Origin of the sequence: Frankia sp. AgB32, assembly GCF_023243045.1 — a bacterium.
GTDB lineage: Bacteria > Actinomycetota > Actinomycetes > Frankiales > Frankiaceae > Frankia.
The window spans coordinates 1-10,880 of sequence record NZ_JALKFX010000251.1 but is presented as its reverse complement, the minus strand read 5'-3'; the positions used below and the strand labels follow the sequence as shown (position 1 = coordinate 10,880).

General features: G+C 72.3%; 12 protein-coding genes and 1 tRNA gene. 3 read left to right on the top strand and 10 right to left on the bottom strand.

The window, feature by feature from the left end; all coding sequences use genetic code 11:
* Nucleotides 1–130: 130 nt before the first annotated feature.
* The 3 genes from MXD60_RS27595 to MXD60_RS27585 all read right to left on the bottom strand — a co-directional run bounded on the left by MXD60_RS27595 (nt 131) and on the right by MXD60_RS27585 (nt 2,856).
* Entirely contained in the window at nt 131–781 is a 651-nt protein-coding gene (locus tag MXD60_RS27595) for an alpha/beta hydrolase family protein (protein ID WP_308222631.1), read from the bottom strand.
* A 78-nt stretch (nt 782–859) separates the two neighbouring features.
* On the bottom strand, nt 860–1,609 hold the full coding sequence (locus tag MXD60_RS27590; RefSeq protein ID WP_248822617.1) for a type 1 glutamine amidotransferase: 750 nt from the start codon (nt 1,607–1,609) through the stop codon (nt 860–862).
* Nucleotides 1,606–2,856, bottom strand: a complete 1,251-nt coding sequence (locus tag MXD60_RS27585) for a MurT ligase domain-containing protein (RefSeq protein WP_248822616.1) — start codon at nt 2,854–2,856, stop codon at nt 1,606–1,608. The genes MXD60_RS27590 and MXD60_RS27585 overlap by 4 nt, the downstream gene beginning before the upstream one ends.
* Nucleotides 2,857–3,484: 628 nt before the next feature.
* Here MXD60_RS27585 and MXD60_RS27580 point away from each other — a divergent pair.
* The 3 genes from MXD60_RS27580 to MXD60_RS27570 all read left to right on the top strand — a co-directional run bounded on the left by MXD60_RS27580 (nt 3,485) and on the right by MXD60_RS27570 (nt 4,632).
* Complete coding sequence (locus MXD60_RS27580) at nt 3,485–3,979, top strand: tRNA adenosine deaminase-associated protein (RefSeq protein ID WP_248822615.1); 495 nt, start codon at nt 3,485–3,487, stop codon at nt 3,977–3,979.
* A 79-nt stretch (nt 3,980–4,058) separates the two neighbouring features.
* Nucleotides 4,059–4,535: a tRNA adenosine(34) deaminase TadA gene (tadA, locus tag MXD60_RS27575; protein WP_248822619.1), complete on the top strand. Its 477-nt coding sequence runs from the start codon at nt 4,059–4,061 to the stop codon at nt 4,533–4,535.
* Between the two features lie 10 nt (nt 4,536–4,545).
* Nucleotides 4,546–4,632 (top strand) — tRNA-Ser (locus MXD60_RS27570).
* A gap of 37 nt (nt 4,633–4,669) precedes the next feature.
* Here MXD60_RS27570 and MXD60_RS27565 read toward each other — a convergent pair.
* The 7 genes from MXD60_RS27565 to MXD60_RS27535 all read right to left on the bottom strand — a co-directional run bounded on the left by MXD60_RS27565 (nt 4,670) and on the right by MXD60_RS27535 (nt 10,750).
* Nucleotides 4,670–5,938, bottom strand: coding sequence for a tyrosine-type recombinase/integrase (locus MXD60_RS27565; RefSeq protein WP_248822614.1), 1,269 nt, complete (start codon nt 5,936–5,938; stop codon nt 4,670–4,672).
* A gap of 64 nt (nt 5,939–6,002) precedes the next feature.
* Nucleotides 6,003–6,161: a helix-turn-helix domain-containing protein gene (locus MXD60_RS27560; RefSeq protein WP_248822613.1), complete on the bottom strand. Its 159-nt coding sequence runs from the start codon at nt 6,159–6,161 to the stop codon at nt 6,003–6,005.
* A 536-nt stretch (nt 6,162–6,697) separates the two neighbouring features.
* Nucleotides 6,698–8,527 carry a hypothetical protein gene (locus MXD60_RS27555; protein WP_248822612.1) on the bottom strand — a complete coding sequence of 610 codons (1,830 nt, stop codon included), beginning with the start codon at nt 8,525–8,527 and terminating at the stop codon, nt 6,698–6,700.
* On the bottom strand, nt 8,524–9,465 hold the full coding sequence (locus MXD60_RS27550; protein WP_248822611.1) for a bifunctional DNA primase/polymerase: 942 nt from the start codon (nt 9,463–9,465) through the stop codon (nt 8,524–8,526). Before MXD60_RS27550 ends, MXD60_RS27555 begins: the two co-directional genes overlap by 4 nt.
* A gap of 31 nt (nt 9,466–9,496) precedes the next feature.
* Nucleotides 9,497–9,679 (bottom strand): hypothetical protein, encoded by a 183-nt coding sequence (locus MXD60_RS27545; protein ID WP_248822610.1) that lies wholly within the window; start codon nt 9,677–9,679, stop codon nt 9,497–9,499.
* Nucleotides 9,676–9,966: a hypothetical protein gene (locus MXD60_RS27540; RefSeq protein WP_248822609.1), complete on the bottom strand. Its 291-nt coding sequence runs from the start codon at nt 9,964–9,966 to the stop codon at nt 9,676–9,678. Before MXD60_RS27540 ends, MXD60_RS27545 begins: the two co-directional genes overlap by 4 nt.
* Before the next feature lie 46 nt (nt 9,967–10,012).
* Entirely contained in the window at nt 10,013–10,750 is a 738-nt protein-coding gene (locus MXD60_RS27535; RefSeq protein ID WP_248822608.1) for a hypothetical protein, read from the bottom strand.
* Between the last annotated feature and the right edge of the window lie 130 nt (nt 10,751–10,880).

The following is a 10,880-nucleotide window of genomic DNA, read 5'->3' as shown; positions in this document are numbered from 1 at the left end:
GATTCCCCCCCCATCCGCAGTGGAAGGCCGGCGGGTCACCTCGGGACCTTCGGCCGTAGGTCCGCCGATGCCGCTACCCCCTCCCGGCGGCATCGGCGGACCACCATCCAGGCGTCAGGCGCTCCGGGCGTCAGGCCGCCAGGTGGTTCTTCGAGGACGCCGCCCAGAGGGTCTCACTGACCTTCTTGCTCCACTCGATGTCGGCCGCTCGCACCTTGGGCACCCGGTCTCCACACGGCGACTGGGGCTCCTGGGTGAACTGACCCACCACGCCCACGGCGGCGAACACCGGCTTGCCGGTGGCGCAGACCGTGGTCAGCGCGAGGCGCGCGCCCTCGCCGACGCCCCAGATGTACACCCGGGTCGGATCGACCTTGCTCTTCTTGGCCGAGACGTAGGCGACGACGTCGCGAATGTACTGGGAGTCGGCGCTGTCCGGGCCGTCGATGCGCCAGGTGCCACCGACCGCCTCCGGGTAGGCCACCGCGAAGTCGCGGCTGTTGGCCACCGACCCGGCGCCGCTGTCATGGTCGAGCTTCTTCGCGTCCAGGTTGTCGTCCTGAAGGATCAGCACGAGCGGGATCGGCTTCTTGGGGTGGGCCGGGGCGTGCACGAGCAGCTCCCGTCCGGCCGAGCCGTAGTCCTTCGGCATCTCGACGCGCTTGGTCTTCGCCCCGCCACTGCGGTTGACGAAGACGAACAGCACGACGATGACGGCCAGGACGACGTACACGGTCCGTTTGTTCTTGCCCCACCAGCCGGCGAGAGGATTCGACGCCACGATCACACCGAACCACACCGCCCGCGCCGAAACGCCGCAAACGCCTGATCGAGCGACGCCGGAGCCCCGGCGCAAGGGTCAGGAAACGGCCAGCGCCCGGCGGCGGGCCTCCCGCAGCGCGACCGTCTCCGGCGGACCGTCCAGCGGGGGCAGCGCACCGTGGACCCAGCTGAGCAGCAGGTCGGCGAGGGCCGGATTCTGCGCCAGCACGGGACCGTGCAGGTAGGTGCCGACGACGCGACCGTCGATGATCCCGTCCGTGCCACCGTCGCCGTCGCCGATCCCGCGCTGCACGGTGCCCAGCGGGACGCCGCCGGCGCCGGGCAGCCGCCGGGTGCGCCCGGCGTGGTTCTCGTATCCGTACAGGGTAGGCAGACCGAGCCGGGGATCGGGCTCGACGACGATGTCACCGACGGCCCGCCCCGGCGGTGGGGTCTCCGGTGGCGCGAACGACCGGCGGGTTTCGATGCCGACGAGGTGCAGGCCCGGGTGGATCTCCCCGCCGGACGGGAACGACTCGCCGATCACCTGGTAGCCGGCGCACACCGCGAGCACGGCCGCCCCGCCGCTGACCGCGCGGGCGATCGCGCGGTTCTGCCGGATGCCGTCCGCGGCGAGCACCTGCGGAGCGTCCTCGCCGCCGCCGAGCAGGTAGATGTCGCAGTCCTCGGGCACCGGCGAGCCGGCGGCGACGTTCACGATCTCGGCGCGCAGGCCACGCCAGCGCAGCCGGCGGGCGAGCACGATCGCGTTTCCGCCGTCGCCATAGGTGCCGAGCAGTTCGGGGTAGATCAGCGCGATCCGGGTCGTGGACGGGCCGCGGCTCATCGGGAGCACCGGACCAGCAGGTCACGGAAGGCCGTGTAGTTGGCGACCACGTCGACCACCTTCTCGTTGGCCGCCAGCGCCGCGTCCTCGGCACTGGCATGCACGCTGTGCGGCACCTCGGCGTAGGCGAGGCGGACGCTCATGTCCTCCTTGCGCTCCCCGGTGACCAGCACCTGCCGGCCGCCGAGCCGTTCGAAGGGGACGTCCCAGATCCAGGACGGGTCGCGGCCGTCGGCGGTCTGCGAGTTGAAGTCGATGACGACGGGCCGCGGCGGCGCGTCGGCGAGCAGCTCCATCATCTCGACCCAGCCGGCGGGGTTCTTCGCCAGCAGCAGCCGGCCGCGGCGGCCCCGCTCGCCGAGGACGACCTCCTGGTAGCGGCCCTGGACGTCGCCGAGGCCGGTCATCGCCGCGAGCGCCGCGTCGACCTCGACGCCGAACTCGCGGGCCGCGGCGGCGGCCATCGCCGCGTTGCCGAGGTTCACCCGGCCGGGCAGGTCGAGGTGGGCCTCGATCGTCCGGCCGTACCAGCGCAGCTCCCGCGGGCCGGTGACGGCGACGATCGGCTCCGGGCGGGCCAGGCCGCACTCGGACCACCAGCCGTTGTCGTTGCGGTGCAGCAGGCGGGCGCACTGCGGGCAGACCATCGCGTCCGCGGTCCAGTTCTGGCCGGCGGAGACCCACACCTGCCGGTGCCAGCCCGCGGCCGCCCAGGCCACCAGCGGGTCGTCGACGTTCGCGACGACGGTGGTGTCGGGCAGTTCCCCGCCGAGCTCACGCCACATCGCGGCGATGCGCCGGGTCTCGTTCGAGCGGTCGAGCTGGTCACGGCTGATGTTGAGCAGCAGCACCACCTGGGGAGTGATCTCCCGGGCGACCTTCGGCAGCCAGATCTCGTCGACCTCCAGCGCCGCCACCGCGTCGAACGGGGGCTTGGACAGCGCCGCGAGCACCCCGGCCGCCATGTTCGCCCCGCCACTGTTCGACGCGACCGGCCCGAGGGTGCCCAGCGCCCGGGCGAGCAGCCGGGTGGTCGTCGTCTTGCCGTTGGTGGCGGACACGCAGGCGCTGCGGCGCTGGGAGCCGACCTCGGCCAGCATGCCCGGGGCGACCCGCAGCGCGAGCTTGCCGCCGATCATCTCTCCGGAACCGCGGCCAAGGCGCCGCGACGCCTCTGCCGCCAGGCGTTCGACGGCGAGCGCGGCCTGGGTCCGGGTGGTGAACCTGCGCGGGAATGATGTCGTCATCGCGCTTTCTACAGTGCCACGAGGGCAGTGGGCGGCGAAGGCCACCCCCGGATCCGTTCGCATACCTCACGTCCGTCCCCCCCGGCGGCGCCCGCGATCGACGACACGCCGACCGCCCCCAACCACATCCCCCGACCACCACGCTCGGTAACGATCCGCGGCTCACCACGGTCACGGATCCGCACCGAGCATGGCCCCCAGAGCGGCACTCACCGTGAGCGACGCACGAGCCCGTCGGCGCGGGCAACGCACCGACGACCGGCCCCTCACGCAACCGGCCTGAGGCCGCCCGCCGAGGGGTGAATCAGTCTGGCGGCCGCGCCGGAGCCGGCACCGCGTACCAGCTACGACCATCACGAAAGGTGAAGTGACGTGACGTTCGGTTCCGTCGGAACAGATGGGGGGTTACCCGGCTGGGCCGGCATCGAGTGTCAACCGGACCACCCGGTGGGAATCGCCCCCTCGGCGCGGTAGAACTCACCCGACGGGGTGAACCGGAATACCCAAGTCCGGCCGCCGGGGCGAGAATCACAGATGGGGACGGCGGGGCACGCGGGCCGGGGGCCCCAGCGCCGGCGGCGGCCGGCGCGCGCACCACGCGGTCGCAGAAGGGACGTGAGGGCACACCGTGACCACCAAGGCAATCGCGATCGCCCGCGAGCAGGGCACCTGGTCGGCGCATGACCTGGAGCCGGCCGAGGCCGAGGACCTGGACACGTTCGCCGACCAGATGCGTGACGTCGGCGACGAGACCATCGTGGCGTTCCTGGAGGAGGACGACGAGTACCTCGCGATCGTCCGCATCCGCGCCGACGATCCGGACCCGCGGGTCTTCCTGTCCGACCGCCGGGTCCTGCTGACCTCCGACCTCGCCGAGCGCCTCTTCTCCGACGCCCTGCCGTCGATGGCCGGGTTCAGCAGCACCGACGACGACGAGGACGACGCGGCGGTGCTCACCCACGCGGCCCCCGTCGGCGACCTCGATCTGCTCGACGACCTCGGCACGTCGGCGGAGACCCTGCTGGAGCTGATCGGCGAGCGCGGCATGCTGCCCGGGGACGTCATCAGCGCCCTGAGCGAGCGCGCCGGAGCCGGGGAGATCCTCGACGACGTCCGTGGTTGACGGCATCCCGGGACGCACCCCTGCGACGCCCGGCCAGGCGGCCGGGCGATCCACCGCCGCTGGTGCCTACGACGCCGCGATGGGCCTGGCCCTCGACGAGGCACGGCTGGCGCCGGAGCACGACGACGTCCCCGTCGGGGCCGTCGTCCTCGCCGCGGACGGCGCGGTCCTCGGGGTCGGCCACAACACCCGCGAGCGCGACGGCGACCCGACCGCGCACGCCGAGGTCATCGCCCTGCGCGCGGCGGCCCAGGCGGTCGGCTCCTGGCGGCTGGCCGGCGCGACCCTGGCCGTCACCCTCGAACCGTGCACGATGTGCGCGGGCGCGCTCGTCCTCGCCCGGGTCGACCGGGTCGTCTACGGCGCGGTCGACGACAAGGCCGGCGCCGTTGGCTCCCTGTGGGACGTCGTGCGCGACCGACGCCTCAACCACCGCCCCGAGGTGATCGCCGGCATCCGCGCCGAGGAGTGCGGCGCACTGCTCGCGGAGTTCTTCGCCGCCCGCCGCCGAATCCGAACCGGGGCCGGCGATCCGGCGGCCGCAGCCGTCCGGTAAGCTCACCTACGGTGGAGTCGCCTAGTGGCCGAGGGCGCACGCCTCGAAAGCGTGTGAGGGGGCAACCCCTCCGTGGGTTCAAATCCCACCTCCACCGCAGGTAGACGGGCTGTCCGGCTCCGGCTGGAACATCGTTACGATCGTTCCGCCGGGCCGCTGGTCTCAGTTGTGGTCTCAGTAGCCCCCCAGATCAGGGCACCGACCTGATCGGCGATGCCGCGCCGGATCGGCGCGGTGACGTGCTGGTAGCGCGCCGCCATCGCAGCGTTGGACCATCCCATGATCTGCATGACGGCGCGATCAGGGACACCGAGAAGCAGCAGGACGGTTGCCGCCGTGTGCCGGGCGTCGTGGAGCCGACCATCCCGGATGCCGGCGGCGTGCAGTAGCCGCTTCCACTCCTTCGTGTCGGTGCGCGGATTCGTCGGACCGCCGGTCGGCGTCGCGAAGATCCAGCCTCCCTCCTGCCACAGATCGGCGGCGGTCTCCCGTTCGACGGCCTGCGCGTCCCGGTGCTGCTTGAGAAGCGCGGCGAGTTGGTCGGGCAGGCCGATGCCGCGCCGCCCGGCCCGCGACTTCGTATCGCCGGTTGCCGCCCTGGTGGCGATCCTCTCGGGGCAGTAGCCGGCCTTTCGCTCGGGCGGGCACGTCCCGTTGCAGCCATGCTTGTACTTGGGTCGCAGGCGGTTGCGGCGGATGCGCAGTTCCCCGTTGTCGAGGTTGACGTCCGACCACCGCAGTCCGAGCGTCTCGCCTTGCCGGAGTCCGAGGGCGAGAGCGAGGGCCCAGCGCGCGCCGTTGCGGCGCCGGCTGGCCGTGTCGAGAAGGCGTTGGACGTCGGCGACCGTGTACGGCTCGATCTCGACTTCGCTAAGGCGCGGCGGCTTCGCCAGGGACGCGACATTTCGGGTCAAGTGACCTCGGCGTATCGCCACATTAATCGCGGTCTTCATCGTGCGGTGCGCCTGGTGGGCGGTGGCGGGCTTACTCCCGTTCCGCTGCATCTTCGCGTAAAGACGTTCGAGGTGTTCAGGTTCGAGCTTGTCGAGGCGGTGCGCACCCAGGCCGGGGATTAGGTGAACGCGAACGGCGACCTGGTAACCAGAAAGGGTGTTTTCGGACACGCTTCCCGGGACGATGTTCTCAATCCAATGAGTCAGCCACTGCATTACTGTCCATGGCTTACCCGACTTCCGAATGGTGCCCACATCTCGCTGTTGTTCGAGCTTCCGAACCTTCCCGATTACCTCAGATTCGTCCTTCCCTCGGACGTGCCGCCGGTCAGGCCGTCCGTCGTCGCGAATTCCAACGGTCACCCGACCATGCCAGGACCCATCGGAGCCGAGGTAGATGCTGGACGCGCCGTTTGGCGCGCGGGTCCCTTCTTTGCGCTTTCTGGGCACGGTCGGTGGCTCCTTGGTCGAAGAAGGCCGGGGCGCGGCGATGCGGTCACCGCGCCCCGGTCGGTCAGGCGCTTAGTCGGGTGGCGTAGGCGGCGAGGTCGGCGGGGCGCAGGCGGCGGAGCTTGCCGATGCGGACGGACGGGAGCTCGCCGGTGCGGATGAGGGCGTAGAGGGTGGTGCGGCCGATGCGGAGCCGGACAGCGGCTTCTTCGACCTTCAGCAAGACAGTTGGCTCGGGCTCTGCGTTGACTGGCGTGGGCGTGTCGAGGGTGGTCGCGACGGGTTGGGTCATGCCGGGTGCGCTCCGTCCTGCTTCGGGTGGGGTGTGGCCCCAACGAGTTGCTTCCAGTGGCCGCTGGGCCGTTTCTCGGAAAGGGCTAACCACCCCCGCCCCGGAACTTCGGGCTTGTGACTGTCGGTGATTGGCGGTCGGGGTGGGCTTCTCTCGTTTTCCAGGGTGTGTTGCGCGCAGGGGTTGGTGACCCCCGCACCCCCCGCAGTTGGTCGCGGATGGGTTGCTGGGCTGGGGGTTTGGGTGCGGGGGTGGACCCCCGCAGGGTTGTGGCGTGACCTCCGCACCCCCCGCGGCTCGGGTGGGTGTGCGGGGGTGGGTCCCCCGCGTCTGCGGTGGTGCGCGGGGGTTGACCCCCGCAGTGAAAACCGTTACGGGACAGTGGCTTTGAAGCGTTTGCGGGGGGTGCGGGGGTGGTTGGCCTGCTGATCGAAATGCGAGGTGAGAACGAAGAGAACCGGGGCGGATCATGGTGTGGTCTCGCGTCGTTCGACGGTCCAGAGCCGCACTTTGCTGTGACTGTCTGTGTCGGCGCGTAGGACGTAGGGGCCGTACCAGCGGCCGACGTGTCCGCGTAGGCGTTTGCCGACTTCGATGGCGGTGGGGAAGTGGCGGCCGTCGGCCAGGCCGTCGGGCAGGGTGCCGTCCCAGGGGTCGGCGCCGTCGGGGTCGCGGTCGAAGCTGCCGCGTAGGGCGGCGGAGGTGAGCTTCTGGGTGCCGAACTTTTCTTCCCAGCGGGTGAGGAAGGCCTGCCAGGCGGCGGCTTGGTCGTCCATGTCACGGACGTCGGCGAGGTTGTCGAGGAAGCCGGGCAGGCCGTGGTGGGTGACGAGGCCGCCGGTGGCTTGTGCCCAGGGGCTGAACTGGCGCATCTGGTGGGTGGTGCGGGGGGCGCCGGCGGCGACCCAGTCGGCGACGAGGACTAGCAGGTTCCACTGGAGTTCGCGGCGGTGGGCGGGGTCGGTGAGCCAGCTTTGAAGGTTCGGGATCTGGAAGGAGCTGTCGGGGCGGGCTTCGGGGTTGGGCATGTTCGGGTCGAGGCGGACGACGATGGTGCGGCTCGCCATGTCGCCGCCGAGGCGCAGGTTGTTGCCGGTGACGGCCCAGAGTCGGTCGTTGGCGTACTTCTCGTTGCGGCTGGAGCCCAGGACCCGGTCGGACCATTCGGTGGCGGTGATCAGCCCGGCGAGGGTCGCGGAGGTGATTTCGGTGCCTTCGGCGATGTTGTCCCAGCAGATCAGCGGTTCGGGTCGGCGTAGGCAGCCGAGGATCGCCTTGCGGAGTTCTTCCTCCCCGCCGGGCCAGGGGTTCTGCTGTTTGCCGTAGATGCTGCCGACCATGTCGGCGAGCAGCGACTTGCCGGAACTCGCGGTGGTGGCGGTGGCCATCCAGAACGGGATGAGGGAACGCAGGTAGGGGCGCAGGATCGGCGTGACGAGGATCGCGAGGAAATTCGCCTTGTCGGCCGGGGCGACCCACGGGAAGTCGTGCAGGACCATGTCGAGGAACCGTTTCGCGGCGATCACCTGGTCGCCGGTGGGCTGGTCGGGGACCAGGGGCAGGGGGATTTTCGGGGCGAGGTAGAGGCTGGTGGCCGGGTCGTAGCCGGGGGTTTGGAGTAGGGAGCCGTCGGGGCGCAGGACCGGGGAGCCGACGACGCCACGCAGGGGGCGCAGGCCGGGCCAGTGCGGTCTGGTGAGGACGGAGGTGAGGATCCGGTCGGCGGGGAGATGTTCCTCTTCCCAGGTGTCGCCGCGGGGGTCGGTCACGATCCGGTAGGCGTAGGTCTCGTGCGCGAGGAGGCTCGCGAAGCCGGGGGCGCCCAGGGGGGCGGCGACCAGGGGCAGGGGGTCGTCGCCGGTGATGCTGATGTCGCCGCTGACCGGGGCGATGTGCGTGACCCGTCCGTCGGTGACGTAGACGTCGGGGAACACGCCGCCGTTGAGGGCGGCGGTGAGCTTGCGGATCGCGCTGGCGGTACCGGTGACGTCGATGTCTGGTTTGCCTGCGGGCCGGTCCGCGGGGCGGGCGGTGTCTTTCGCGGCCTGGCGGGCCTCGGCGACGCCGGCCTTGTAAAGCCGGTCGAAGGCGCCCTTGCCGAGGTGCCCGGCGGCGGCGAGGGCGTCGCGGTGCTCGTCGACGACGAGGGCGTCGACGGCGTGCCGGCCCAGGGCATGGGCGTGTTCGCGCAGCCTCTTCGCGCGGGCCAGCTCGTCGGCCTCGGCACCGGCGGCGGCCAGGACGACGGCGACATCGAGTTCGACGGCCGGCGGGGGCATGTCGGGCAGGGCGCTCACCGGTCCTCCACGCAGGTCCGGGGTCGGCGCATCCCGGCGCGCAGGCCGGACTCGACGGTGCGGGCCGCCGACCCGCCCTTGCCCTTGCGGGCCGGGTCGTCGAGCCCGGCGGCGACGCCGGCGTCGACGAGGGCCAGGCGCACGTCCGCCTCGTCGAGCAGTCCGCCGGCGACGAGGCGGCCGAGTTTGTAGGCGGCGCCGTTGAGGGCGTCGCTACGGCCGGATTCCGGGGCCATCACGGCAAGGTCGGCGCTCTCCCCCGCCAGGACGGCGGCGGCCCACCGGTGTGCCCGGGACGTGGCGAGGTCGGGCCGGTGCCGGTAGGCCGTGGCGCGGCGGCGGGCCGCGGCGATCTGTGCGGGATTCGACGGGGCGGGGGTGGTTGGCCTGGTGGCGAGCTGGTGCAGCCAGGCGGGTAGGTCGGCCAGGGGCAGCCGGTCCGCCCACTGGTAGCGCCGCCCGGAGGCGTGCAGCGACGGCGGTGCGATGGCCATGCCACCGTCACCGGTGCCGGCGCCGCGCAGGTCGACCCCGGGGGCGATCCCGCCCGTGTCACTGCCCGTGCTGTTCCCGGGCGGATCCACCGCGGGTGCCCGGTACCAGTAGTGGACCCCGCCGTCGGCCCGCCCGGTGGTGACACTCGCCGTCGGGACATGCCCGCCGTGGCGGCCGGTGAGTGTCGCCCACGACGCCCGACCGACCGGGCCGTCGACGTCGACGATCGTCAGACCGGACGGCTTGCAGGCCACGCCGATGTTCGCGTGGGGCCAGCGTGCCCACCACCGGCCGATGACCCCCGGGTCGGTCGTGGCCTCCCGACCCCAGGGGACCATCGGCTTCTTCGTGGCGATCCGGACGGGGAAGACGCTGATCCCCCGCGTGGCGAGGGCCAACGCCGCCGGCAGCATGCACATCGGCGGGGCGGACTGGGTGGTCATCAGGCTCCTCTCACACGCGGGGGTCAGGGGGTCAGAAACTGTGCGCGAACGCGACCAGCCCATGGACGGCCTGGCGGGCGTGGCCGGCGACGGCGAGGACCATGTCGGCCGTCCCGACAGGCCGGTGAACAGCGCAGTAGACGAACACCGCCAGCGCGACGGCGAGACCCAGCGGCCAGAGGCGAAACCCGCGGACCTGACGGGAACGCCTCACGACGCCGCCCCTGCCCCGCGCCGGCGCCGGCCTGTGGTGTCGGGGGGGTCGTCGCGCCAGACCCGGGAGTCCAGGTCGAGGACAAGCTTTTGGGCCTGGTCGGTGCCTTCCCGTGTGCCGATCACGACCCGTACCGGGGTGGAGCCGGGCAGGTTGGGGTTGTGCTTCGGCATCGCCGCGGCGAGGGTTGAGCGGCCGACACGGTCGACGACGACGCGGATCAGAGGGTTGGACGGGGACGCGACGACGTCGCCCTTGCGCGCGGCGCGCGGGTCGATCCAAGGCATGAGCTGGGTCCGTTCCGTGGGGTGGGCCAGTGGACGGTGGGGGTGGTCATCGGGCGTCGTCGAGGCGGATGGGCATGACGTCGGCGGTCCAGGACGGCCGGGCGGGGCTGGTGAGCCGGACCGGGGCCACGGCGCCGTCGGGCGGGGCGGCGCGGAAGCGGAACTCGAGGCCGGCGTGGCGGCTGATGGGGCGGCCGTCGTGGGTGAGGCGGGCGGCGTCGGCGAGGTAGCGCGGGTTGAGGTGGACGGCGTCGGTGGCGTCCCAACCGGCGAAGCGGGCCTCCGCCGTGGCCATGTCGGGGAAGTAGCGGGTGGAGGTTTCGGCGGATAGGAGGGTGAGGGTGTCGGTGTGGGGGCGGGAACCGAGGGTGAGCTGGATGGGGCGAACGCCGTCGATGTCGGGGCCGACGGTGAGGGTCGCGGGCTGAGTGCGCTGGCTGTGGGCCAAGCGGCGGCGGAGCAGGGCGCGCAGGGTCGCGACGTCGCTGGCGCCGAGCGCCAACGGTTCGGTCAGGTGGGCGGGGGTGTTGTCGAGGGTGGGGGTCCAGTCGCGGTGGATGCGGTAGCGGTCGGTGCCCAGGGCGTGGAGGCGGGCATCGGCGAGGTGCAGCCGCAGACGGGCGATCTGGGGCAGGGTCGGGTCGGTGCCGACCGCGCGGACGGTGTTGGTGAGCACGTCGAACAGGCCGGCGACGGTCACGGTCAGGGTGATCGGGTGCGGCGTGGTGGTGGCCGGCGGCGGGCTGGCCGGGGCGGTGGTGGGTTCGGCGACGGTCATGGTCATGCGGGTCTCCCCAGGAGGCGGGATGGGGCCGGGTGGGTGGCGGGGGGGGGGGCGCGGGCGGGGGGGGGGGCGGGGGGGGGGGGGGGGGGGGGGGGGGGGGTTAACAAATCTGCGCGCCCCCCCCCGGGGG

What these genes read in the sequence shown, in the direction of transcription:
- MXD60_RS27590 (WP_248822617.1), bottom strand. Translation starts at nt 1,609, where the DNA reads ATGAGCCGCGGCCCGTCCACGACCCGGATCGCGCTGATCTACCCCGAA.
- MXD60_RS27585 (WP_248822616.1), bottom strand. Translation starts at nt 2,856, where the DNA reads ATGACGACATCATTCCCGCGCAGGTTCACCACCCGGACCCAGGCCGCG.
- tadA (WP_248822619.1), top strand. Translation starts at nt 4,059, where the DNA reads ATGGGCCTGGCCCTCGACGAGGCACGGCTGGCGCCGGAGCACGACGAC.
- MXD60_RS27550 (WP_248822611.1), bottom strand. Translation starts at nt 9,465, where the DNA reads ATGACCACCCAGTCCGCCCCGCCGATGTGCATGCTGCCGGCGGCGTTG.
- MXD60_RS27540 (WP_248822609.1), bottom strand. Translation starts at nt 9,966, where the DNA reads ATGCCTTGGATCGACCCGCGCGCCGCGCGCAAGGGCGACGTCGTCGCG.
- MXD60_RS27535 (WP_248822608.1), bottom strand. Translation starts at nt 10,750, where the DNA reads ATGACCATGACCGTCGCCGAACCCACCACCGCCCCGGCCAGCCCGCCG.